This is a genomic window from Falsiroseomonas sp. E2-1-a4, from assembly GCF_051433165.1.
GTDB lineage: Bacteria > Pseudomonadota > Alphaproteobacteria > Acetobacterales > Acetobacteraceae > Falsiroseomonas.
This window is the reverse complement of the sequence record NZ_JBHMFS010000034.1, coordinates 1-24,736: the sequence shown is the minus strand read 5'-3', so window position 1 is coordinate 24,736 and position 24,736 is coordinate 1. Positions and strand designations below refer to the sequence as shown.

20 protein-coding genes are annotated in these 24,736 nt (G+C 70.1%); 2 read left to right on the top strand and 18 right to left on the bottom strand.

The features are described 5' to 3' along the window. The 18 genes from ACFHNC_RS23300 to ACFHNC_RS23215 form a co-directional block, all read right to left on the bottom strand. Positions 1–2,853, bottom strand: a complete 2,853-nt coding sequence (locus ACFHNC_RS23300; RefSeq protein WP_437171640.1) for a hypothetical protein — start codon at positions 2,851–2,853, stop codon at positions 1–3. After that, complete coding sequence (locus ACFHNC_RS23295) at positions 2,850–4,694, bottom strand: hypothetical protein (RefSeq protein WP_437171639.1); 1,845 nt, start codon at positions 4,692–4,694, stop codon at positions 2,850–2,852. The genes ACFHNC_RS23300 and ACFHNC_RS23295 overlap by 4 nt, the downstream gene beginning before the upstream one ends. Positions 4,695–4,765: 71 nt before the next feature. Continuing rightward, positions 4,766–7,225 carry a hypothetical protein gene (locus ACFHNC_RS23290; protein WP_437171638.1) on the bottom strand — a complete coding sequence of 820 codons (2,460 nt, stop codon included), beginning with the start codon at positions 7,223–7,225 and terminating at the stop codon, positions 4,766–4,768. After that, a complete protein-coding gene (locus tag ACFHNC_RS23285; RefSeq protein ID WP_437171637.1) occupies positions 7,222–9,333 on the bottom strand; it encodes a phage tail protein in 2,112 nt (703 codons plus the stop codon). The genes ACFHNC_RS23290 and ACFHNC_RS23285 overlap by 4 nt, the downstream gene beginning before the upstream one ends. Continuing rightward, positions 9,330–11,294 carry a putative baseplate assembly protein gene (locus ACFHNC_RS23280; protein ID WP_437171636.1) on the bottom strand — a complete coding sequence of 655 codons (1,965 nt, stop codon included), beginning with the start codon at positions 11,292–11,294 and terminating at the stop codon, positions 9,330–9,332. The genes ACFHNC_RS23285 and ACFHNC_RS23280 overlap by 4 nt, the downstream gene beginning before the upstream one ends. 5 nt (positions 11,295–11,299) lie before the next feature. Further along, positions 11,300–11,725 (bottom strand): GPW/gp25 family protein, encoded by a 426-nt coding sequence (locus tag ACFHNC_RS23275; protein WP_437171635.1) that lies wholly within the window; start codon positions 11,723–11,725, stop codon positions 11,300–11,302. 24 nt (positions 11,726–11,749) lie between these two features. Beyond that, positions 11,750–12,520 carry a hypothetical protein gene (locus tag ACFHNC_RS23270; protein WP_437171634.1) on the bottom strand — a complete coding sequence of 257 codons (771 nt, stop codon included), beginning with the start codon at positions 12,518–12,520 and terminating at the stop codon, positions 11,750–11,752. Positions 12,521–12,527: 7 nt separating this feature from the next. Beyond that, positions 12,528–13,022 (bottom strand): phage baseplate assembly protein V, encoded by a 495-nt coding sequence (locus tag ACFHNC_RS23265; protein WP_437171633.1) that lies wholly within the window; start codon positions 13,020–13,022, stop codon positions 12,528–12,530. Positions 13,023–13,033: 11 nt separating this feature from the next. After that, positions 13,034–14,368, bottom strand: coding sequence for a phage late control D family protein (locus ACFHNC_RS23260; RefSeq protein ID WP_437171632.1), 1,335 nt, complete (start codon positions 14,366–14,368; stop codon positions 13,034–13,036). Beyond that, a complete protein-coding gene (locus ACFHNC_RS23255; RefSeq protein ID WP_437171631.1) occupies positions 14,263–14,964 on the bottom strand; it encodes a CIS tube protein in 702 nt (233 codons plus the stop codon). Before ACFHNC_RS23255 ends, ACFHNC_RS23260 begins: the two co-directional genes overlap by 106 nt. A 32-nt stretch (positions 14,965–14,996) precedes the next feature. Then, the gene (locus tag ACFHNC_RS23250) at positions 14,997–15,218 is read right to left on the bottom strand and encodes a hypothetical protein (RefSeq protein ID WP_437171630.1); all 222 of its coding nucleotides are present in this window, start codon (positions 15,216–15,218) and stop codon (positions 14,997–14,999) included. A gap of 12 nt (positions 15,219–15,230) precedes the next feature. Further along, positions 15,231–15,788: a phage tail protein gene (locus ACFHNC_RS23245; RefSeq protein WP_437171629.1), complete on the bottom strand. Its 558-nt coding sequence runs from the start codon at positions 15,786–15,788 to the stop codon at positions 15,231–15,233. Then, entirely contained in the window at positions 15,788–17,698 is a 1,911-nt protein-coding gene (locus tag ACFHNC_RS23240; RefSeq protein ID WP_437171628.1) for a phage tail sheath family protein, read from the bottom strand. The genes ACFHNC_RS23245 and ACFHNC_RS23240 overlap by 1 nt, the downstream gene beginning before the upstream one ends. Before the next feature lies 1 nt (position 17,699). Continuing rightward, positions 17,700–18,140, bottom strand: coding sequence for a phage tail protein (locus ACFHNC_RS23235; RefSeq protein WP_437171627.1), 441 nt, complete (start codon positions 18,138–18,140; stop codon positions 17,700–17,702). 25 nt (positions 18,141–18,165) lie between these two features. Continuing rightward, positions 18,166–21,330, bottom strand: coding sequence for a phage tail sheath subtilisin-like domain-containing protein (locus ACFHNC_RS23230; RefSeq protein WP_437171626.1), 3,165 nt, complete (start codon positions 21,328–21,330; stop codon positions 18,166–18,168). A gap of 11 nt (positions 21,331–21,341) precedes the next feature. Continuing rightward, complete coding sequence (locus ACFHNC_RS23225) at positions 21,342–22,508, bottom strand: hypothetical protein (RefSeq protein WP_437171625.1); 1,167 nt, start codon at positions 22,506–22,508, stop codon at positions 21,342–21,344. Then, entirely contained in the window at positions 22,505–23,134 is a 630-nt protein-coding gene (locus ACFHNC_RS23220) for a DUF4255 domain-containing protein (RefSeq protein WP_437171624.1), read from the bottom strand. Before ACFHNC_RS23220 ends, ACFHNC_RS23225 begins: the two co-directional genes overlap by 4 nt. Further along, positions 23,131–23,427 carry a hypothetical protein gene (locus ACFHNC_RS23215; RefSeq protein ID WP_437171623.1) on the bottom strand — a complete coding sequence of 99 codons (297 nt, stop codon included), beginning with the start codon at positions 23,425–23,427 and terminating at the stop codon, positions 23,131–23,133. Before ACFHNC_RS23215 ends, ACFHNC_RS23220 begins: the two co-directional genes overlap by 4 nt. 155 nt (positions 23,428–23,582) lie before the next feature. On the opposite strand from ACFHNC_RS23215, the gene ACFHNC_RS23210 reads away from it, so the two are divergent. Together ACFHNC_RS23210 and ACFHNC_RS23205 are read left to right on the top strand one after the other, a co-directional pair. Beyond that, positions 23,583–24,122: a phage tail tube protein gene (locus tag ACFHNC_RS23210; RefSeq protein WP_437171622.1), complete on the top strand. Its 540-nt coding sequence runs from the start codon at positions 23,583–23,585 to the stop codon at positions 24,120–24,122. A gap of 282 nt (positions 24,123–24,404) precedes the next feature. Beyond that, positions 24,405–24,736: group I intron-associated PD-(D/E)XK endonuclease (locus ACFHNC_RS23205; RefSeq protein WP_437171621.1), on the top strand; the 332-nt coding region annotated here is incomplete at its 3' end.

Below are 24,736 nucleotides of genomic sequence, written 5' to 3'. Positions count from 1 at the left end.
TCATGCCTCCCCGGCGTGCAGCTGGGCCAGGCTGCGGCGCAGCGCCTCGATCTCGGCGGCCTGCGCCGCGACCGCCGCACTCAGCGCGGCCATGCCATCGGCACCTTGCATGCCGACGGCGACGAGCACGGCGCCGGGCCCCTCCGAGCGCTTATCCGCCCAGGCCCGGCCGACCACCTGCCCCGCCTCGGCCACTGTCAGCCGGCCCGGCGCGACGGCCCGGCCCATGCCGTCCGCCTGGCCCGAGGGCAGGATGACATCGCCGGAGGCGGCCGGCCCATGCACGCTGAGCAGCACCTGGCCGATCAGCGCCACCGTTTCCACCGCCGCATCGCCGGCCATGCTGGCATTGCCGACGACCACGGCGCGATCCGTGGTCACCAGCACCGCATCCGCGCCTGCGGTCACCAGCGACACCGCGCCGTTGCGAACGCCGACGATCCGCCCGGGGCCGATCGGCGCCACGGAGCTTTCGCGGCGCAGGCATTCGGCGAAATCCGCGCCGCCGGAGATCAGCCGCAGCACATTGCCGGCGGAGGCCTGGTTCTGGTTGATGTCGCCGCTCTGGATGTCGGCGAGCCCGCTGCGCTCGATGCGCCCAACCGGGCCGTTCTGGTCGAAGAAGGTGATGAAGTTGTTCTGCGCGCTCGCCGCGGTCCCGCTGATGCGCAGCGCCAGCACATCGGCGCCGCCGCCCGCGGTGTTCTCGATGAGCGCGACATGCGACGCGATCTGGTTGGCATCGCCGCTGATCGTACCGCGCACATGCAGCGGCACCTGTGGCAGGCCGCTGCCGCCAAGGTTCACGCCCAGGCGGCCCTGCCGCAGCGTGAGGGTGGCACTGCCCTCGTTGCTCAGCCGCAGCGCGCGGTCGGCCGCATTATGCGTGATGGTGGACTGCACGCCGGCAGCGACGGCGAATTCGATGCGTGCCGAGGGCCCGCCGCCGATGACGTCGAGGAAGATTTCAGGCTGGGTCTTGCGTATCGTGAGCGGGGAGAACGGTGCATCGGTGCCGATGCCGAGGCGGCCATCGGCGGTGAGCGCGAAGCGGTTGGCATCGGCGGCATTGCCGTTCACGCGCAGCCCGCCGCCACCCCGCTGCAACTCCAGCCGCGCCACCGCGCCGCCATTCTCCGCCTGCACCGCATCGCCGCTGAGCTTTAGCGCTGCGGCGCCTTCGACGACATGGATGCGCGCCGTCGGTGCATCGGTGCCGAGGCCGAGGTCGCCCTGCGCGTCGAGTGTCATGCGCAGCGCATCCTGGGTGCCGAAGTGCAGGCGGTCCAGCGGGTGGTTGTAGCGGATGAAGCCGGCGCGCTGCTCGGCCGCGCCGGCCACCCCATCGGCGAAATGGATGCTGCCCTGGGTGTTCGCCGCACCGAGCAAGGTCAGCCCCGGATTGGCCGCGCTCTTCACCACCAGCCCCGAGCCATCCGGATGCACGGCTTCCGGCGCATCCGTGCGGATGCCCACCTGGCCGGCCGATGTCCAGGTGGTGAAATTGGCCAGGTCGGTGCCGACACCCAGGCGCAACTTCTTAGGTGCGTCGTCATAGGCGAGATGTGCCGCCTCGGTCAGCGCCGGCAGGAGCTGGAAGCAGAACCGCGCCACGCGGCCGGCATTGACGGCCAGTGCGGCTGCTATCCCATCAGGCTGGCAAAACAGTGCGTGCGTGGTCTTGAGGTCGTTGGGGATGGCGCGGCCGGCCGCCAGCACGCCGTCGTTGCGCAGGACGAAGCGCTCGCTGATCGGGCCGTAGGCGACGGCGGTGCCGATGGCCAGGCGGTCCTTGCCATCGGATTGCCCGCCCAGGATGATCTGGAAATCCTGACCGCCGGCCGGGTTGTTGGCGCTGACCGCGCGGCGCGCATACAGCGCCGCGCCGCCGGCCTCGGCACCGTTCGCGTCGCGCAGTTCAAGCCGCGTGCCGAACAGCCGCACCTGCCCGGTGGCGCGCAGATTGCCCTCCACCCAGACCAGCTCGCGATTGATGATCCGGGCCAGCGTCTTGGTGCTGTCGTCGGGGTCGGGCGCGTTCAGCAGGTCGGTCGTCTTGATGGCTTGCGCAGCCATGGCGAGGTCCGCGGTCTCGTTCGCCTTCAGGCTGGTGAAGCGATCGCGCAGGCGGATCACGCCATCGGCGGCGAAGACGCTTTCGGTCACCGTGCCCAGCATCTGCCGCACCACGCGGGATTGTTGCAGGCTGGCAGCGCTGCGCGACTTCAGGACGCCCGGCGCGCCGTTGACCCAGGTGGCCACGCCAATGGGAATGAGCCAGCGCGCCGCATCATCCGGAAACGTCTGGTGCGGCACCGAACCGTCGCCCAGCACGGCCGCAGCCGGATCGAACTCGTGCGGAACCAGCCGCGCATCGGGCACGGTGACGCCGGCGACGGAGACGCCGCCCTGGCGGTCCGCCACGCGGATGAAGGGTCCGGCCTCAATGGCGAAGCTTTCGCGGATGCGGGCGAAAGCCTCGTCCACGCCGCAGGCGCCAAAACCCTCCCGCAGCCCGCGGAGCGGCGCTTCGTCATAGCGCAGCCAGACCATGTGGTCGCCGTCGGCGAGGCCGGTGAACAGCGCCGACGGGACCTGCACCGGCGACAGCACCAGGGCGGCGCGCCCATAGCCGTCCCAGGCGAGGCCCGGCATGATGAAGTAATCCGCCGCCCCGCCGCCGCCGGCCGCCGCCGCTTCCACCAGCTCGAGGCCGGTGGCGATGCCCCAGGGGTGTGCGGCCAGCAGATGCTCCCGCGACAGGTCGCGGGCATGGCCGACGGTGGCTTCCAGGTCGGCGGCGCCGAGGAACTGGCCTTCGAAGAAGCGTGGGCGGTCCAGTCGCATCGTCATGGCCGCTGCTCCGGGCCGCTGGTGCGCACGCTCCGCATTTCAGCCTTCAGCGTGGCGATCTCGCTGGCCTGGGCGTGCAGCATGTCGCGCAGCTCGGCGATCTCGGCTGTCCCGCGGGGCTCGGCCGACGCTGCGCTGCCCGTGAAGGGGGTGGCAAGGTCGCCGAGGGGCCGCAGGATGCTGGTGAAGGCTTTCAGCATGCCGCTCTCCGCCAGCGCTGCGGCGGTGCTTGCCTGGTCCTTGGGATCGTCGGGCCGGGCATAGGCGGGTCGGCGGAACGCCAGGTCGGCCAGGTCCCCGGCGACCATTGGGCCATCCCGCCCAGCGCCCAGCGCCAGCGCCTGCAGCATGACCGGGTCGAAGACCTGCCCAAAACCCCAGTCGAGCGTCACCGGCTGCGCCAGCGGCTCGGCTGCGGGCGCCGGCTGCGTGGCACCAGCGGCGGCGAAGGCGGCAAGCATGGCGGTCGGTGGCGGCGTGCCGGTGCTGCCCGGCACTGGCGCGATGCCTTGCGGCCGCACGAAGTCCGGCAGGTTGAAGCTGCTGCAGCACAGGGCTTCCATGAACTGCCGGATGATGCGCCGCAGCGGGACCCAGCCGAGCCAATAGCCCAGCGTAGGGAACGTCACCACGTGACGGCGTTCCGGGGTCCAGTTGCAGACCGAGATGATGTGGCAATCCCGCTTGCGGATCTTCACCACGGCCAGCGGCACGCGCGGGTCATCCGCCGCCGGGCAGGGCGGCAGGGCGTTGGAACAGATGCAATGCAGCATCGCCTCCACGGCGATCACCAGCAGCCCCAGCACGGCCTGGCCGAGCGCGGCCTGGAAGGCCGGCAGCGGCAGCGCCGGATTGGGGATCGGGATGCTGCCGAGCTTCTCGATCGCCTCGCAATCGGTGCCGCCGATGCGACCAAAATAGCTGGCCAGCGCCTGGCGCACGGCGCAGACCCAGCGGAACCAATCCTGCTTGTTGGCATCGGTGACGGTGTTGAAGCCACCCGGTGGCCGCGGCATGGCGGTCTCCAGGTCGCGCAGGCAGCAGGCGATGCGCTCGGCCATCTCGCCTTCCAGGCCCTCGAAGAACGCCGCGAGACCCGCGACGATGACGCCCTGGCGATCGTCGCCCTGGCCATGCCGCTTCGGCTCGGGCTTGCGGAACACATCGTAGCGATAGGTCTCGCAGATCACAGTCGGCTCGCAGCTGGGCGGTGCGCCGCGGCGCAGGCGGGGCTGATCGGTGTTGAAGGCCTCAGCGCGGAACGGCTTCGCACCGCTCGACTTGCAGCCGCAGCCGCCGCCACAGGCGCAGGCCTTCCCCTTGCAACCACCGGCGCCGCAATGGCAGCCGGCGGTGCCGGTCAGCGGCGTGACGGGCTTGGACCCCGTCTCGGCGTAGCGGATAGCGAGGATCCATTCCTCGACGACATCGTCGCAGGCGTCGCGCCCGGGCGCATAGGGGCGGCAATCCGGCCCGTCCTGCTCGCGGCAGCGGGCGATCAGGTCGCAGACGTCCAGGCTGTCCGCATGGCAGACCACGATGTCCTCGCCACAGGGCGACAGCGCATAGCCGGGCGTGATGCTAACGCGGTCGTCGCAGGGGTCGCAGCGCACTTCCAGGCCGCACACTACGCCGGGGCCGAACAGGTGGCGGTTGTGCAACTTGTGCTTCCCGGTGATGTAGTGATCGAGCCGGTTGAGGTCCTGCTCGGTCAGCAGCTGCCCGGCGAAGAAGCGCGGCCGGCACAGGCATTCGAGGCCGCCGCAGGCCGGGCATGGCTGGCAGCTCGGGTCCGGCCCGTAGCCGGGTTTCGTGCGGGCGGCGGGGCGTCGCCATGCCAACGCGCCACCTGCCGCCAAGCCGCTGCCGTCTGGGATTGATTGCACGCTTCGCGCTCCCGCCAATGGGTTGATCAGCCGCGCCGCAGCTGGAACCAGCTTTCAAACAGCCCGCCTTCGATGCCGTCCCCGCTGTGCCGGGCGGGCAGCCAGGGCGGCAGGTGGTTGCCATCCAGCGCGCGGTCCCGCTCGTCGCGAATGTGGTCGCCGTGCAGCAGCACCCGGACCCAGCCATCGCCCTCCAAGACGCCAGCCGGTATGCCGTTGGGGTACCAGCGAACCCCGTCCACCAGCGGCCCTTGGCTGGTGCCGAAGCCGGTTTCGGGCCGGCAGCGCTGCTCCAGCACCAGCCCCTGGATTGCCTCGGCATCCCAATTGCACCAGCAGGTGACGCGCTGCTGCGGGTTGGGGACCTGCACCTGCACCTCGAAGGTCAGGTCCGTGATGTCCTCCAGCCGGACCGGCCGGTCGAAGGCAATAATCAGGCCGCCTCGCAGTTCCTCCAGCCCGATACGGTCCCGATGGCGCCAATTGATGGCGCAGACATGCGTCAGGTCCTCCGGCTCCGGTCCCGGCCCCGCGGGCCCTTGCGGCCCGGTTGGTCCGGTCGGCCCCTGCGGTCCGGCTGGCCCGGCTGGTCCTCGCCCACCGGGTGGGCCGGCCGGTCCCTGCCCCGCTGGCGGGCCCGCCGGTCCGGCAGGCCCGGTCGCCCCCGGCGGCCCGGCCGGCCCGGGTGGACCCTGCGTGCCCGCGCCGCCACCGCCGCGCGCGATGAGGCAGAGCAGGGCATTGGTGATCGCCTGCGTGCTGGGCAGATGAATGCGCCCGAGGCGGTTGTTCAGCCGCGCCAGGCCCGTCGCCAAATCCGTCACCGGATCGGTGACGCCAGGCGGCATGGCGTCCAGCCGGAAGCCGGGCCGCCAGTTCTCGATGGTGGCGAGCACCACGCAATCGGGCTCCACGCAGCCGGCGCAATCGCCGCCGCGCAGCGCGTCCGCGCAATCCAGCGCCGACACCGCCAGCACCGCGACGCCGCCGACGCCCGGCGTCGCCAGCACATCCGCGTAGGCGACATAGCCGGCACCGGCACCGATCTCGAGGTCGCCGGGCTTGTCGCCAACCGGGACCGGCGGCGTCGCATGCGCGGTGAGCCCGGCTGCTAGCGCGCCGACAGACAAGGCCTGGACGAAGCCATGGCCCGCCGCATCGGCCTGCAGGATCAGCGCAAAGGCGCCGCCGGTCGCGACCCTCGCAGCAAACGGCGCCTGCGCCAGCGCGGCGGTGCCCAGCGGCGCCCCGCCGGCGGCGTCGATCACGATGGCGGCGGGCGCCACGGTGTCGAGCAGCAGCAGGCGGTCCGGCGCGGTGGAGGCCATCACCGCGCCGCCCGCGAGCTTCGCCGCCGCAGGAACGCCGGCAATCGCCGTCTCCGGCAGGGCTGCCAGCGCAAGATCCAGGCTGAACACCATATTTGTGCCGGGGGCGACAAGATAGGCGATGGCGCCGCTGATGCCGATGCAGCGCCGATCCGCGCCGATGTCGCGGGTCGCCGCGACGACGTTCGGCGCCGCCACCCCCGCCGCCCAAAGACGCACCAGCCCGCCGGTCTCGCCGACGCCCAACAGGCGGCCATCCGGCAGCGTCCACAGCGCGACGGCGGCGGCCGCGGTGCCGGGGATCGGCGCTTCGGCCACCGGCCCCGCGCCGATGCCACCAACGCCGTCCGGCGCAAACACCGCCAGGATATGTGGGTTGGTGCCGTCCTGCCGGGCGACATAGACCTGCGCCCCATCCGGCGCGACCGCGAGGCCCGTTGCCGCCGTCGGCAGCGCTACCGATGCCTCGACGGCGCCATTGGCGAGGCGCAGCTGGTACAGCGCGGCCGGCGCCTCGCTGACCACGAACAGGCGGCCATTCACCTCATCGATCGCGATGTGGCGGGCATGGGCGATCGCCATGGTGCTGGCCCAGGTGACGCTCGCCCCGCCTGGGTTGAACACCGCGTGCGGCGGATCGATGCGGATGTCGAGCGCGTAGGATTCCAGGATGCGGTTGGGCGCGCATTGCGTGTCGTCGCAGCCGCATTCGTCGAACAGCACCGGCACGTCCTCGGTCGGGCATTCGCTGTAGTGCAGGCAGACCTGCAGCCGATGCGCCGGCGGCGTGCCGGTGGACTGCGCCGCCGCCTCGATCAGCGCCTGCACCTCCGGAAAGCTGGCGAGCTCGATGGTTTCCGGCTCGATCACCAGGATGTCGTGGCCACAGCAATCAAGCGCCCCGCCCGGCTGCAGCACGAACATGCGATCCCGGCAGGCGGGGTTGGGATGCGGTGCCAGCTCCAGCCCGCAGACCACGCCGACGCCGTGCAGGCGCTGGTGGTGCAGGCGGATCTTCTCCCGGAAGTAGCGCTGCTCATCGGTGAAGTCGCGCTCCACCAGCAGCTTGCCAGTGAAGTAGTTGTTGCGCGTGAGGCTTTGCGGCGCACAGTCCTCCTCGCCGCAGCACGGGCTCGCCTGGAGATAGGTGTGGCTCATGGTGTCGCCTGACCGGTTGTGCGGGGACGCGGGGACTGGTGGGGCCAGCCGAGGCGGGCATCGCGCCCGATGCGCGGCGGCAGCGATGGCGGCGGAACTGCGGCGGGCAGCACGGTGGCGCGGCCCAGGACGGCCTGGCCTAGCGCGATGCCCGAGGGCCAGCAGCCCACCACGCTGTCGAAGCCGATGCTGGCCTGCACGCCGATCCGCATGCGGGGATGCACCGGCTCGACCCGCGCCTGCACCTGGGCCGGCAGGTTGTCACGTAGCAGCCGGTCGAGCGCGCCGCGCGACGGCCGGTCGCGCACCGCATGGGCCGGGACGAAGACCGTGACCTGGTGCGCCGATCGATGGAACGGGTCGCGCAGCGGGTCGCGCGTGGTGTCGAGCCGGGTCACGCCGGTTTGCGCGGTGCGGTCGAGCTGGCTGCGGCCCATCAGCGCCGCGCCCCACAGTTCCGCCGCGTCGCCGATCCGCCCGGCGCCGAGGAACAGCCAGCGGCGCAGCTTCCAATGCTCCAGCACCAGCAGCGGCAGCGGCGGACAGGGCAGCGGTGCCGGGCAGGGCCGCGCGCAGCTGGCCGGCGGTTGCAGCAGGCCATCCAGCCGCGACCAGCCGAGCCACAGCAGCAGCGCGCCGCGCAGGCCCGGCCAGGTGCCGCGGCAGGCGAACAGCTTGCCTGCCTGGCGCAGATAGTCGCGCCGCCGCGCCTCCGGCCAGCGCCGGTCGAGCGTGATGCCGACCCAGCTGGCCAGCCAGGGCAGCATGGCCGACGGGGTGCTGCGGGCATCGAACAGCGCCGCCTGGTCGTCCAGCCGCCGCTCGATGTCGCGGAAGCCGCGGTCGAACAGGCCAAGGAAGCGGTCGGCGAAGGCCGCCGCGCCAGGGTCGGCGCCGAACGCCGCGGGCAGGTGGCGGCGCAGCGGGATGCGCGGATATTCGATGTCGAGGCGCCGCAGCGCCGGCGTCGCGGCGCCATCGCTGGTCAGGGTCAGCCGCAGCCAGAGATACCGGCCGGGCGGGCTGAGGATCAGCGCCTCGCTCTGCGCCGGCGCGCCCAGCGGCACCTCGGCCCAGGCGGAGTCGGGGAGCGCGGCGAGGACGCTGTCGGGCAGCACGGTTTCCGCGACGGCCGTCTCGACGCGGATGGCGCCGTGGCTCGGCAAGGCCGCGTCGCGGATGATGCGGTGCCACTGGCAACGGGCGATGCTGCTGTCGAGCGGGCCGAGCAGGGCGGCGGCGACAGCCGGGTATAGGCCCTCGGCGGTGGGCGGTGGCGGGATGGGCGTGCCCGCTAGGTCGAACCAGCCGGCGCCCTCGCACCAGCCGCCGAGATCCACCGCGCCGTCGCGGGAGACCGGGAGCGGCGGGTCGGGGAAGTTGGCAGCGATAGCAGTTGGGTCGCGTTCGGTGCCGCGGAGGCGGCCGGCACCGTCGCGGATGTCCACGCTGTCGAGGCCCGGGCGGACCAGATGCAGCGCGCCAGCGCAATCCACCGCGATGCGGGAGATGGCGCCAAACCCAGCCCAGCCGCCGGCATGACCGCCCCAGCTGGTGAAGCGATGCAGCACGCCGCGCGCGGCGTCGGCAACCAACACCTCGCCCCGGCGCACCGCCACGGCGGTTGGCTGCCAGGCCGGCACGGCGCGGGGCGGCGCCCAGCTGGCGCGCAGCGTCATCGCGCGGGCATCCAGCACCAGCAGGCGCCCGGGCGGCCCGGCATCGGCGATATACAGTAGTCCGTGATCGGCACAAATCGCGCGCGGATCCACCAGCGCCACGCCCTGACAGGCGGCATCGACGAAGCGGCACTCGCAGCGGTCGAACCAGCGCAACACCCGGCGTGCCCGATCGAGCAGCCAGAGGTTGCCGGCCTCGTCCAGCGTCATGCTGCCGGGCAGCAGCAGCCCCCCCAGGCTGCCATTCGGCTCGCCCATGCTGCGCGCCATGCCAGGCAGCGCCGCCATCTCCAAGGCGCCGGAGCCGGGGTGCTCCACAAGGCCGCCGCCGGACATCAGGCGCCAGCCCAGGCCGCCATCCAGCGACTGCCACAGCGGATCGTGCGGCGGGCGTGGCGGCGGCGGCAGGAGCGCGGCGGCGGAGGTCACGCGGGCACCTCCAGCGCGTCGAAGCGCACCGCCACGTTGACCTGCCCGAGCCGCACCAGCGCGCCCGCCGGGATCGCTACATCCTGGCAGAGCGGCTGCTCCACGCCGCGCAGCGTGATGGCAAGTTCCGGCACCCGCGCCGCCCCGGGCAGCAGGGCGCGGCGATACAGCTCGCCGAAGAACAGCGTGCCGCCGAACGGCCAGCCCAGCCCATCGGCCCCGCCGCCGAGCGGATCCAGGTAGCGCCGCAGCGCCGCTTCGACCGCCGCCGTCAGCGCCGCGGTATCGGCGTCCTCGGTGGCAATCACGTCGAGCCGCAGGTCCACATCCACGTAGCTTGGACCGGTGACGTACAGCTCCGTGGTCAGCAGCCGGCGCTGGTCCAGATGCGCACAGACCGTGCGCAGCAGCGCTTCGCTAGGGGCCGGCGCGGGCCCGGCGGTATCCGGCACCACCAGCACCGTGACGACGCCCGGCACGGCGATGCCGGGAAACTCCGGATGATGCAGCGGCATGGCGTGGGCGCGGGCGATGGGGCCGGCCTGCCGGGCCAGCAGTTCGAAATCCTCCGCCGTCACCGCACGGTCGCGTGCCTTCAACGTGACCGGCGCGCGCTGGATGGCGGCGTCCAGGCTCTCCTCATCCGTACCGCCCTCGCTGGCGACGGGATTGGTTAGCTTCCCAACGTCGATGCCGGGCAGCGACGTCATCGCCGTGGTAATCTGCCCCGCCGCCAGGTTGCCGCGACGGCCGCCGCCGAAGCGGTAGAAGCGGGCGATGATATTGGCCTGCGGGTTGTCGGGGTTGGCCGCCGGGATGCGGCCGCGCGTGCCGTCGCCGAAGCGCAACTCGCCGGTGGTGCGGTTCAGCACGTAGTGCGGGTCATCGGGCGTGGAGCCGAAGAAGTCCGCCACCTCGGTCCAGGCTTCGGCGGTTCCCATCTCGTCCACGTCCAGCCGCAGCGAGCCATCCAGGACCGGCGCATTGGCCAGCACGAAGATCTGCCCCGGCGTCGCCTCGCTGCCGCCCAGCACCTCGTTGGCGACGGAGCGCGCCTGCAGCACGCGTACCGCATTGGCGCGTACGCCTTGCAGCAGGGGCGCCGACTCGTAGCTGGCGCGGTCCAGCCGCGCGCGCATCCACCAGCGGTTGGCGTCGGTGCGGCGGCCGAGCTTCGCCGCCACCGCTTCCGCCTTGCCGGGCATGCGCAGCAGCACGATGCCGGAGCGGGTCAGCGCCAGCGTGTCGTCGCTGAACAGGGTGAGCGGGCGCCATTCCGTGCCGGCCCAGAATTCCCACACCAGTCGCGCCGGCGCGACGACGCGCACGCTGCCGCCACCGCAAGGGCTCGGCGGTGGCACCGGCCGGTTTGCGGCGGGCCAGAAGGCCAGGCTCAACTCGCCCGCAAGCGGTAGCGGGGCGTCGCTCGAAAAGCCCAGCATCAGCGAGGCGCCGGGCTTGGCCAGCGGCCCGAACGGCAGGAAGCCGGCGAGGCTGGCATTGGCCTGCGTGAGATCCGCATAGGCATAGCCATCAAACGCCTGCACCGCCTCCAGCCGCGACCGAAACGCGGTCAGTGGCCGCTCGGTCTCGAACACGACGGGCCCCGCATCGTCCGGCTGCGCGGCCTCGACACTGGTGCGGGAGGGCACGCTGACGCTGTCGGCGGCGAAGCCGGCGCGGACAGGGAAGCTGACGATGGCGGTGGCGGGGCGCGCCGGGGCCAGCTCGATGCCGACCATCTCCAGGAATTTCAGGTAGTTCAGTTCCGGCACGCGACCCAGCCGGTACAGCAGCATCTCGCTCATCCAGGCGAACAGCTCGATCAGCGCGAAGCCGGGGTCGCCGGCGTTGTAGTCGGTCCATTCCGGCGTATAGCGCGGGATGCGGGCGCGCGCCTCGTTGACGATGTCGGCGAAGCGGCGATCGTCCAGCCGGGGGAAGCCATCGGCGAGCGGCATGGCGTTCAGACTCCCTCGCGAATGAAGAAGGGATAGACCAGGTTGCCGATCGCGTTGTTGGCGTGCACCTGGTAGCCGATGCGGATCAGCAGCAGGCTGGGATCGGCGTCCGAGGTCTCGGCTTCCACATCCAGCACGGCGATGCGCGGCTCCTGCGCCGTCAGGCAGCGGCGCACCTGGTCGGTAACGCGCACCACGGTGGCCGGCGTATTGGGCGCGAACAGCAGGTCGTGCGCGCCGCAACCCAGATCGGCCCGCATCACGCGCTCGCCAAGCACGGTGCCGAGCAGGAACCAGATCGCTTGCTCGATCTTCGCCTCGCCGAAGGCACGCGCCAGCCGGCCCTGCGGCGTCACCGTCAGCGGAAAGGCAAGCCCGTCACCGAGATAGGCGCGCGGCTCGGGGCGGAAGGGGGGCGCCGGCGTGCTCATATGGACGTACTCATGTTGCCAGGCTCATACCGGCAGTGCCTCGGCGATGCCTTCGAGCACCAGCACCACCTCCTCCAGCGTCTCCACCAGCGTCTTCAGCCCGTCGATCGAGCCGTCGGAAGCAAGCGACGGAAGCTCGATCGCCGGAGCGCCCGGCACCAGCTCGAAGAACGGCGCGGCGAGTTGCAGCACGGTCGCGATGGGGTCGATCGCCTGCAACGCGCCGTCGGCGGCATTCATTGCGTTCTCCTTGGCGCATTCGAGCTGGGCGACCAGCAGGTCGTTGCCGTTCTGCGCCGCGGTGCTGATCTCCAGTTCCAGCCCGTCGAGTACCTTGATCACGCTCTTCAGCGCCTGCAGCGCGCATTTCAGCATCTTCACGATCAGCAGGATCAGGTCCTTGATGAAGGGCGGAATGGTCAACCCGATGGCCATGCCGATGCAGGGCAGCACCTCTTTGCCGGCCTCGGCGATCTTGGCGAGGCCGCCGGGAATCGCGGTGACGTTGCCGCTGCTCAATTCCTTGAAGGTGTCGATCAGCACACCGACGAATTTCAGCAGCTTCAACAGGCATTCCATGCTGGCCATGATCGGCGCGATCTGCCGCATCAGCGACGCGTTCATCGAACAATCGCTGGGGATCCCCTTGGTGATGTCGGCGATGCCCTTGATGGTGCCGCCGGTGGGCAGCCGCAGCTGCGGCAGGTTGGGCTTGGGCAGGCTGAGGTCGATGCATTTCGGCACCTCCATGAACTTCGTCAGCGCCTCGGGCAGCGGGATGTCGATGCTTGCCATGCTGCGCTCAGATCGGATTGGCGGAGGGTGTGACGACGCGGTTGGCGATCATCACCACCGGGGCGTCGAGCCGCAGCACCGCGGTGGCATTGATGGTGATCATGGAGTTCGACAGCGTGATGGTGTTGCCGTGCCCGTCCTCGATGATCAACGCGCCGAGGTCGCCGCCATTCGGCGTGGAATCGACGAAGCGGATGGTGTGGCCGTTGACCGAGCGGATCATGCGCTGGCGCGGGTCCGGCGATGGCGTGTCGGTCTGGCCATTCCACAGGCTGCCGAGCACGACCGGATGGTTGAAGTCGCCTTGCAGGAAGCCGACCAGCACCTCGTCATCCACCTGCGGCATGAAGAAGAACCCGCGATCATGCCCCGCCAAGTGTGAACAAACCGGCGCCCACGGACTTTGCAGACTGTCGTCCAGCCAGGGGTAACTGACCATCACTCGGCCCTGGTTCTCCGGATCGTTGACATCCGTCACCAGCCCGATGACGAGGCCGGTCATGCTGCCCGGTCTCATGCGCGCGCCCTCGGCGTATGGCGGACATCCGGGATGTGCTCCCGCCGCGCCTCGAAGCGGACCTTGTAGCCCTCGTCGTTGAGGCTGTGCGTCGTCTTGGTGACGAGGTATTCGCCCGACAGCCGCGCGCCCATCTCGCCGATGAACACCTTCGTGCCGGCACGCAGCTCCGGCAGGCCGACGGCGGTTCCGGTGGCCTTGATCACGCCGGCGACGCGGTCGCGCAGGATCGCGGTGGCGAGGTCTCGCGCATGCAGGCAGTTGTCCAGTACGCGCTCCACCACGAGGTCCTCGCGCGGATCGCAAAGGATGAATTCATGCAGGTCCGCATTCAGGTTGCGGAGTTCCGGCGCGTCGAAGCGGATGGTCTCCTTGATCGTGCGGCGCGCCTGGCGGTCCCAGGCGCGCACGGTGACGGACTGCACCTGGTTGTGCGCGGTGATGACCGGCTTGAAGTCGATGAGCGTACGGCCCCAATCCAGCTGGTAATTGGTGCGCGGGCGCGATGCGGCAGGCGGGCCGAACCACAGTCGGCGTGGCGTACCGGCTTCCTCGTCCGCTTCTTGGATCAGCACCTCATAGGCGTGGCGGCGCGCCAGATTGAGCAGAAAATCCACGTCGTGCTCGTTGGCCTGCGCGGTGTAGTCCAGCGCCGGCTCGGCCGCCTCGGCCTCCGCGCTGACGGCGATGGGCAGCGGGAAACGCTGCCGCGATCCGTCACGCAGCGTGGCGATATTGCGCGCGATGGCGCTGGGCTTCTGCCGCGTCCAGGACGTGCTGTACTTCTTGCGCCGCAGCTGGTGCAGCACGTTGAGCCCGGTAACGGTGAGCGACGGCGCGGCGTTGGCCGGGAAGTTCGGCTCCATCTGGGTGAAGTTGCCCAGCATCATGGTGAGCAGCCGGTCGGCGTAGCCGAGCCTGATCTCCACGGTTTTTTCGCAGGGCTGGAACAGCCGATACAGCCGCGTCTCGGCATCGCCAGAGGTCATGTAGTCGTCGGGCTCGGAACCGATGAACTTGAAGCGGCGGCGGTCGGAATCCCAGTTGTTGACCGTCATCTCGAAGCGGTCGATCTCGGTCAGGCTGTCGATGTAGCGCAGCTCCATGACGTCCCGCAGCACGCCTTGCGGCAGGTTCTCGCCATCGATGCGGACCTGGAAGGCGGGCGCGTAGAAGAAGCGGTTTTCCTCGCGGACGGCTTCTTCCAGGACGGAACGAAAAACCGTCATCGTACTGCCCGCCCGGCCGTTATGGCAGGTACCGCCAGCCTCAGGCCCGGCGTCAGCCGGCGCGGGTCGGCGATGCCGTTGCCCTCGGCCACGCGCCGCCATTCGCCGGGCCGGCTGTAGTAGCGCTGCGCCACCGACCAAAGTTGGTCGCTGGATGTCAGGACATGGCCATGCGTGCGGTCCGGCGAGCTAAGATTCAGTTCATCCAGCTGTTCCTTCAGCGTCTTGAACTCGGCGATGGTCAGCGTCAGCCGCGCGCGCAGTGGCATTCCGCCGACGCTCCACAGCGTGAAGGTCTGCCGGATGCCGGTGATCACGCCGGTGAAGCTGTTGCGCCGCTGGCCGTTGACGCGCGTTCCGCCATCGAGGTTCGCGGCCAGTTGGGAGCCCGGAAAGCCGGCGCCCCAGAATATCGAAATGGTCGGCGGCGCATGCCCTTCGGGCTCGATTCGCGCGAGCGAATAGATCTTGTCGGTCTCGGTCGCGACGCTGACGGCCTGCGCGCCCATGCCCTGGTCGGAAGTGTCGAAGAATAGCTCGATGGTCAGCGTTTCAGCCTGGCCGCGAACGAACTGATGCAGCGGGCCGCTCAGGCCGGGGATCGTGATTTCGGCAAATTGGAGCTTCTTCTCCAGCGCGATCTCGGTCGGGTTGTACTGCACCGGCAGCGTCGCATCGCCGGCCTTCCAATGCGCCACGATGTAGGCGCGGCCGGGCGGTGGGTTGGTGCTCATGGCAGGCTGCTGCCCAGTTGCCCGATGCCGGCGCGGCTGACGCCGCCGCGGCCGTCATCGGGGATGCGCACGCCATCCGCCTGGCGCTGGTTGCGCGCCAGGCGTTCCTCGACGGCGCCGAGCACCGTCTGCACCAGCGCGTGCATCTGCCGCGCGTCCAGGCTGGCGCCGTCGGTCACGCGGATCGTGCTCACCACCTCATCGATTTCCACCTGCACGGCGCGTCCTCCTCAGAAAATCGCCTCGATGACGCCGGACACGGCGCGGCCCAGCGCGCCGCCCGCGTCCTCGCGCTTGATGCCCTCATGCGCGATCTCGATCGCCTCGATGGCGACTTCGCTGCGGCCGGCAATCAACGACGGCCCGGTCCACTTCGCCGGCAGCCCGCGCTTGAACGACCAGACATGCACCGGCTTGCCGGCGAGGCTGAGCAGCGTGATCATGCCGTCCTTGCGGATGCCGCGGCCTTCCAGGAATTCGTTGAACCAGGTCCACAGATCGCTGTCGTCGAGCGGATCGCGGCGGCCGATGACGCCGCGCTTGAGCACCAGATTCGACCACTTCATTCGGCCCGGAAACTTCAGCACCGCGCCGTTCTGCCCGCCCGACTCGTAGTTCTCGACGGCCATCTGCACTTCGAGCCCGCTGACCTCCGAAAATCCGGCGTAGCTTTTCGCGCCGGCCGTGGTCAGTGCGATGGTGCCAGTGCCCGGCCCGCTCGCGCTCTTGGAATTCAGCAGCACGACGGAGAAGTTGCAGCCGAGCAGCGGATCGCGGCGCTTCGCCATCACGCGGCTCCCTGCAATTCGTTGACCAGCCGGCCCTGTTCGACCAGCTCAAAGGACTGATCGAGCCGGCCGAGCCGCAGCAGGATGAATTCGAACGGGATGGACGGCGCCACCGCGATATCCACGACCAACTCACCGCGGCCGCGGCCGGCGGGCGGGTTGTTGGTCTCGTCGCAACGCACGCGGTAACTTTCCACCGGCCGCGCACCAGCCAGCGCGCCGCCTTCGCGCAATGATTCCAGGAAGATGCCGATGCTCTGCGTCAGCAGCGCGCGGGTCTCCTCGTCATTCGGCTCGAACACCGCCCATTGCGTCGCGGCGTCCAGCGCACGACGCAACATGCAGATGAGCCGCCGCACCGGGAAGAACCGCCAGGTCGGGTCGCTGGAGACGGTGCGCGCGCCGAGGATGCGCAGTGGCCGGCCATCCCGCGCGGCGATGATGTTGACGCCTTCGGCATTCAGCAGGCCGTGCCGCACCGGGTCGATGTCGAGGCTGGCGCGCTGCGCCCAGACCAGCGGCACATTGGCCGCCGCGCAATGCGGCCCGCTTGCCAGATCCGTCGCCGCCAACTGCCCAGCCACATGGCCGCTCGGCGGAATCATGCGCGTCGGCGCGGTCTGCAGCGGATCGGGTACGGCAATCCAGGGCGCGTACAATGCGCCGAACGACGAGTCGAAGCGGCTGCCCCAGGCCTGCAACCCGCCGATGCCCAGCGCGTCGTTGCGGATGGTGGCGAATGGCGGGTCCAGCAATGCGACGCGGTCGCGCAGGCGCTCGCATTGTTCCAGCATCGCCGCCTGCACCTGCTCGATCGCGACCAGACCGAATGGCGGCGGCAAATCCTCCTCGGGCGGCGGGATGGGCGCGGCCGGGAGCGCGGGTTGCGGGCATAATGCGCAGGGATCGAGCGTTGGCGGCGTGTAGGGCAGGCGCAGGCCGCGCACGGGCTGGATGTGGATGTCGGGCACTGCCAGGACCGAGACGTCCCGCAGCGGCTCCAGCAGGCCCAGCGCAGCGACGAAATCCGCGGCGGTCAGCCCGCCCAGCCCGTCGCGCCCGTCGCGTAGCACCATGGCTTCGCCGGCGGTCACGTCGAGCGGCCGCAAAGTTGCGGTCTCCGCGAGACTGGCGGTGAGCAGCGGCGGCACGCCCTCCAGCCGCCCCTGGTCGTCGGGATACCGCGCGCGCAGCACCGTGCCGATGTGGCGCGGGTGGCGCGGGCTGAGGCTGAGGCGGGCATAGAGCGCGGCGGGCATGCCGTTCCGTTGCACCGCGACGTCATATTCCAGCACCTCGATCCGCACCGGCGCGGTGGCGATCATCCCCACCACCGCGGCGTCGAAATGCAGCCGGCGCGGCCCCGGCTCCACCAGCCGCAACAGCCGATGCGCATCCGGCCCGCCGGGTTGCGAGATGCGGAGGAAATCGCCAGCCGCAAAGCCATCGGTATTTGCCACCGTCAGCCATTCTGCGAGCAGCGGCGGCGCCACGGCGGTGGTCTCCGCGCGCCAGGCCGGGTTGACGATGACGGCCAGGCCATCGCCCCAGCTGCCCGGCGAACTGGCAGAAAGCCGCAGCGCCGCCACCCCCGCCACGTCCTGCAGCGTGATGCCGGCCGCTGCCGCGCCCAATTCCGGATCGTCGGACGCCACGCGCAGCGCGAGGCAGGTGCGGCCGCCATTCTCGAAGAAGGCGCGCACCGCATAGGCCAGGTAGCCCGAGCCGATGCACCCACCGAACACCGCCTCGAACTGCCGAAAGGTCTCGACCCGCACCGGCGCAGCCAGCGGCCCGCGCTCGGCAATCCCAGTGAACGCGGCAACATCCGTGCGCAGGCTGACGACGCCGCGGGCAGCGCGGTCGTCCCGCGTCAGATAGACGCCCGGCGTGTCGGGATGGCTGGCCATGCTAGATCTCGATGTCCAGGCCTTCGTGGATGAGCTCCATGCTCTCCATCGCGACCTCGTTGGTGGCGGCGTTGAGGGATGGGCCCTCGATCTTGTTCGGCCATGCGCTAACGAAGCTCCAACGCAGCACGTCGTTGCGCGCCTCATCCATCAGGATGATCGCGCCGTTGCGGCGGTCCTGCTGGCCGTTGGCGATGTTGCGCCACCAGGCCCACAGCTCCTTGTTCTGCGTGTAGCCGCGCTTCAGCACGATGTTGGTGTATTTGCGCAGGCCGGGCAGTTTGCGCACGGAGTTCACCTTGTCCGTGCCCTCCCGGTAATCCGCGGCATCGCCATCCGAGACGAGGCCCGAGACTTCCGAGAAGGCGCCGACGGTCAGGCCATCGATCTCGATGCGGAAATTGTGGTGGTGGTAGGGGTCGTTGCGTTCGGCGGTGGGCATGCGGGTGCCTCCTTGGGATGGCCGTTCATTCGTCGCGGTTGGCGGTGAACAGGCCAATGCGGATGATTACGAACTCGGCCGGCTTCACCGGCGCCACGCCGATCACACAAATCAGCCGGCCGTTGTCGATGTCGGTCTGCGTCATCGTCGTGCGGTCGCATTTGACGAAGAACGCCTCCTCCACCTTCGCCCCTTCCAGCGCGCCGGACCGCCACACATCGGTGAGGAAGTTGGCCACGGTGCGCCGCACGCGGGCCCAGAGCGGCTCGGAGTTCACCTCGAACACCGCCCATTGCAGACCGAGGTCGATGGAGCGTTCGAGGAAGATCAGCAGCCGCCGCACGGGAACGTACTTGTGGTCGGAATCGGAGGTGATGCAGCGCGCGCCCCAGATGCGGATGCCGCGGCCATCGACTCGGAAATCGCGGATGACGTTGATGTTCATTGGGCCCGGATTGAGGATATCGTGCTCGCCCTTGCTGAGCCGCCGCGTCAGGCCGGTGACGCCGCGCACCACCTCGTTCGCCGGCGCCTTATGCACCCCGCGATCTTCGTCCGTCCGCGCATAGACCCCGAGCACGTGGCCCGAGGGAGGCAGCGGAAAGTCGCGGATGATCGCCAGGTTGTCCGGCGTCGGGTCCGGCACGGTGAGCCATGGGTGATACAGCGCGGCGTATTTCGTATCGAAGGCCTGCCGCTGCGCCTGGATGTCGGACAGGCTGTCTTCCGGCGTGCGGCCATCCAGCACGGCGAAGCGGTAGCGCATCAATTCGCAATGCGCGATCAGCTCGGCCTGCAACTGCGGGCTTGCCTGGCCCGGGATGGCGACCAGGCTGATCTGCTGGATGTTGCGCAGCGCGTGCAGCCCGGTGCGGCTGATCGGCTCCGCGTCGTCGTGGCCGATATAGGTCACGTCCGTCAGCGTCGCGAGGCTGTCGTCGCCATTGGCCAGCGTGTGGCGCGCCGCCAAGGTCTGCCCGGTTGGCAGCGGATCCACCAGGGTTTCCGGGCCGGGCCGGATCGCCTCGGTCGCCGCTGGATTCACCGCCGTGTCGCTGACCCGGATATAGGCCGACTCGCCCTCCGGCCGGCGATCCTCCAGCCGCAGGTCGCCATTGATGTCGCCGATGACGGACGGCGCGTAGCGGCTATGCCGGTGGTCCAGCGAAAGATGCCGGAAGATTTCCGTGGCGATGACCTGCGTATTGCGCGACGGCACCGCCGGGTCCGGCCTCCGCAGCAGCCGCACGGTGATGCGGAACTCGACGCTGGCGACATCCAGCGGCCCACCGATCGGCCCCAGCGAGGCCAGCGCCGCCGCGTTCAGCCCGGGACCATCCAGCACGACGCTGGCGTTGGAGGCATCGGTGCGGCGGACCTTGAGCAGGATCTGACTGCCGGTGCCCGGATTGCCGACGCGCAGGAGCGTGCCGGCCTCGATGCCGGTGAGGCTGGAGACGCGCATCTGCAAGGGCGGCGTCAGCAGCGTGGTCCGCGCGCGCGCGGCGAGGCCGGTCGGCTCGTCCTCTGCGGAGAGCACAAGCCGGTTGCCCCAGGCACCGGCATCCAGCGCCTGCACCTCGAGCAGCGCGCGGCGCTCGGCGATCGGCTCGCCCATTTCATGCGTGCGGGACAGCGCGCCTGCAAGCTGCACCTGGCCGGCATTGCCGGGCGCGGCATTGACGGCCAAGCGATGGTAGCTGACGCGGCCATCCGGCGTGCTCACCTGCACGCCATCGCCGGCGGCGTAGCCTTGCCCGGCCGCGACCACGAGGTCCGCGCTGCCCGCCGCGGCGGCCAATATGGTGCGCGTCGCCTGCCGCCCGCCGGCCGGGAAGGCCGGCGCGACCTGGGGGGCGACGACCACCCCCGTCAGATACTCTGCGCCGAGGCCCGAGGCGAGCGTGATGTTGCCGGCATCCGGCGCGGCGCCGCGTTCGCCGGGGATGGCGACGATGACATTGAAGGCCTCGGTCGGCCCGGCGCCGAGGCGGACCACCTGGCCGACCACCAGGCCAACCCGGTCGTTCAGTGCCACGACGCGCGCCCCGGCCAACGCGGTGGCAGTCAACGCCTTGGCCGTAATCGCCCCGTCATCCGCCAGCGTGACATGCGCCAGCCGCGTGCCCGGCTCGGCCAAGGCCGGCAACGGCCGGTTCAGCGTCAGCGTAGAGAGCGTGCCACGCAGCCGGACCTCGTGATTGGCGGTGCCCGGCTCGAACTCGATGACGTCGCCGGCCGGCAGCACCGGCGGCACGACGACGAAGGCCATTGCGTCGCCCGGCGCAGCCGCGACATCCAGCGCCCGGTTGGCAGCGCCGCCGGACGTCAGCAAAGTCAGCGTCGTCGCCGCCGCTGCGCCGAAGGGCTGCGGCAGCGCCTCGTTCAGCACGGTGCGGAACAGGTTCGCACCGACATTCGCCGGCGCTTCCCGTACCGCCGCGATATGCGTCACGCCGCCGGCGACCAGCCGCACCAGGAAGGGCAGCGCCTCCGCGGCCAGGTTGACGGCGGTGTTGATGATGACGGCGGTCTCCCCGGCTACGACTGCCGTCTCCAGCGTGGCGGCGCCGATGGCCGCCCCTGCCGCGCCGATGCGCAGCATATTGGCGCCGGCAGCATGGGAACGCAGCAGCGGCGCCGACAGCGGAAGATGGATTGCCGTGGCGGCGGCCGGAAACGGCGGGTTGGCCAAGGCGCGGTATTCGGCGCGGCTGCCATCGCCGATGCGCAGCGTGTCCCCCGCCGTCACGTTGCTGCGGTCCAGCACATAGAGCAGCGGCGTGGCAGCAATGCCCTCGCCCTGGCCGGCGCGGCGCAGCAGCTGGCTGCTGGCATCGTTCGGCTGCGCACGATCGAACAGGAAGTTCTCAGCGCGCTGCGCCTCCTCCGGCAAAATCCGAACCACGTAGGCCCGCTTGCCGCCATTGGTGAAGAAGCCCTGGATGGCGTGCGGAAGATAGCAGTGCGCGCGGTCCGGGTCCGCGGCGTCAGCGAACTCCTCGATCGGCAGGATGCCGCCGAACCAGCGATCATATTCGCCTGCGCTGGTGACCAGGATCGGCACGTTGACTGGCCCGCGCTCGGCCACCCCGAGCATCCCGGCGGTCGAGGTGCTGACGCCCTCGATGGGCTTCGGCCCGGTGTCGATTTCCTCGACATAGACGCCTGGGCTCAGATACTCGGGCATGGACGGTCTCCCTACGGAAAGAGCAGGTCGGCGGCTGCTTCGCCGGGGCTGGTCAGGCTGACGACGATTTCGGCAGGATTGGGTTGACCGCTGCCTGAGGCGCGCAGGCGCAGATGCGCGGCGCGATGGATCGGCGGCAGGCGATAGGCGCCCTGGGCATCGGCAGTGCTGCGCCAGGCGGCAAAGCCATGATATTCGGCGACCGCGCCGCCGCCGATGATTTCGATGGTCGAATTGCCCGGCGCGATGCCGGCAAGGCCGCTGGTGAACAGGCTGATGTCGCCGCGGCGGGCCGGCCGGGCGATGGTGTTGACGGCCCCTGCCCCGGCGAAGGTGGTGCGCTGCACGGCGGTGCCGGCGTCATGGCCGCGCGCCAAGGGATGCGCCAGGGTCACCGTCGCCGGCAGATCGGCCGCCGCGCCGGCATCGATGGCGATGACCAGGATGAATTCGGCCCGTTCCGGATCACCCGCCGCGATCGCCAGTGGCCGATTGACCAGCAGGCCCTGCCGGTCCGACAGGCGGATGACGCGGTCACCGGCATTGGCCGCGCGGGCCAAGGTCTGGCTTGGCGGCTGCAGGTTGAGGCCGCGCCGGCGTACCGTCGCGCCGGCCGGCCGGCTGGCATAGAGGCCGGCCGGCAGGCTGAGCGCATTGGGTACCAATCCGGCCCCGGCAATGCCGACGAAGCTGGTCCAGATCTCGGCCACCTCGACGATCGCACCCGCCACCGGCCCGGTGGTGCGCGAGGCGACGCGGCCGCTGAGCCAGGTAGGCTGGCGGCGCAGATCGACCTGGCCGAAATCATGCAGCAGGAAGTCCGCGGGCCAGGCAGGCTGCGCCACGAGGTCAGCCATGCGTGTGACCGGCATGAAGCCCGGCAGCACGGCGGCCATGTCGATCCGCGGGAATGGCGGCAGCAGCGGCCAGGCTGCGGCGAACAGCGCCGCCGGGCGCCCGCTGAGGCCGATATGCCCGCCTTCGCTGCTGACCGGGTGCGTGCCCGGCGTGCGTGTGGTCACACTCGGGCGGCCGGCGGGCGGCTGCCCGGTCAATTCGTCGATCAGCTGCGCGCGGGCCAGCACCTGTGCCCGGCTGGCCTGCGTCAGGGGCGGCGTTTCGGGCAGGAAGCGCCAGTTCTGGCCGGCTGCCTGGACGATGCGCGGCGCGACACTCATGGCGTCGCCTCCCCCAGGACATGCGCCGCGATGCCGAGCGATGGCGCGGATTCCAGCACCAGCGGGCCGCGTTCGTCGAGCCGCGCCGTCTCCACCTCGATGATGCCGACCTCGTAGCAGAGGCTGGCGCGGTAGGGCTGCTCCAGCGTGTCCCAGATGCGCGCGATCTCCTCCAGGCCTGGGTTTTCCAAGCGCACGGCGATCTGCCGGTCGGTGCCCGCGAGGGAGCCAGCGAGGTAGGATCCGCTCAGCAAGGGGCGGCTGTGGAAGCTGCGCAGGATGGCGCCAAGCACGTGCTGGTCGGTCTCCGGCGCTGGGTCGCCGGCGGAGCTGCGCATCACCGGCGTCAGCAGGTAATGCAGCCGCACCGGCAGCGGCGGCGGCCGCACACGGTCCGGCGGCAGGCGAAGCGGCGGCTGATTGAGCCGCTGTTCATCGCGCGCCACGCGGTAGAGCCAGACCGACACGCCGGTCAGGTCCTGCGCCACCATGCCATCAGGCGTGGCGATCGACACCACGGAGGTGCCCAGCGGCGGAAACAGCAGCTGGAGCACGGGGTCCGCCTGCAGATCCGCCAGCAGCAGCGCCTGCAAGGTCTGGCTGGCGGCAAGCAGTGCGGTGCTCACGGCCGGCTACCTCCCGGGCCTGCGGCAGCGCGCTTCGGCTGGGCGGAAAAGCCGGGGCCAGCTGACCACAGCACCGTCCGGTCCGGATTGACCTGGCGCAACACCAGCCCGGCACGGGCCAGATCCTCCAGGATCGCGAGCACGGCGTCCTCCGGTGGCGGCGGGCTGACGCGGCTGAGCCACCATTCCCGGATCCCGCGCACCGTGTCCGACGCGGCGGGTTGGGCGCACAGGTAGGTCATGATCCAGCCGGTCACGGCCACGGTGGTCGAGCCTCCAGGGGAATCGCTCATGCGCTGCATCTCCGGGCAGTACAGGGCAAGGCGTGTGCCAGACCTGGAGTGATCTCGAATTCAATAGGTTAGTTCGTCGAAACCCGGCACCGTCGCATTGCCTGGGCCTTCTGCGACCCAGCCATTGGACGGCAAGCCGTGGTGATTCTGCTGAAATGCCACGGCAATTGCGGCTCGCGCTGGGTGGGTCTCGCGGAACCCACGGCTGGCGCATCATGCGTCGGGGCCCGCCTGGGCCTCGCGGTGACGACGATCTTCTGTGGCGATCGCATTCGCCGGCATCGCCACCGCGGTCGCGCAGGCCGCACCCGCCATCCTGGCGCTGGGCACGCTGGCGTGGTGCTGCTGGAGCAGGGACGGTGCCGGTCGATCTGATCAGCATCGGGCACTGGCTGCGGCTGTTGCTCGGTGCGCCGGTCACCACGGGCTCGACCAACTTCATCCACACCTTCGGTTTGGGTGTGGCCTCGCTGCCGAGCAATGTGAAGGAGATCGGCTATCCGGACATTCCGTCCTTCGACGTCTGCACCGGCGATCGCACCGACACGCTAGATATGGATTATTCTCGCTCCGGCGCGGCCACCGCCACCTTAGGGCTGCTTGGTCAGGGTTCGCTGCGAGCTGGCGCGACGTCAGGCGGCACGCCGACCAGCGCGGCAACCTCGGCAGAGTTAGCCTGGCCTTGGGGGCAGTGATGTGTCGGGACCTACCCAGCGGCAGAAAGGCGCGTTGCCTGCCACAGGTTGCTTCTCTGTTCGACCATCCGTTTTCCCTGTTCCGTTCAGCAGGGAAAACGGATGGTGAGGTTATGACATTGTTGGTCTGTGGCGCCGACGGAAGCGGCATCAAGGTCCTAGACCTGCTGCTTTTCCTGTATTTTCCCGCCGAATCCCCGACCTCCGCCCGGCAACGCCGCCCGACCTTCCATCTTCTCGATCAAGCTTAAGAAGATCCTGGAGGCGCGGCTCTGCGCGGATTTGGCCACCGACCTCTGGCTTCGCGGCATCGCTGATTTTGAGGTGCTGCGGAGCGAGGTGGACGACGCCGGCTATGACCTCGTGCTGGACGCCAATGGCTGCCTGCGGCACATCCAGCTGAAGGCGAGCTGGGAGGGCGCCGCGACCGCTGAGGTCAGCGTCAGCACACGCTTGGCACGCAAACCATCAGGTTGCGTGGTATGGATGCTTTACGATCCGCGGACGCTGCGAATTAAGCGGTATCGTTGGCTGGGTAGTGCGCGCGGCGCGCCGCTGCCACCACTCGGCGAAAAGGTAACACGGCACAACCAAGGGCGATCGGCTCGGCTATT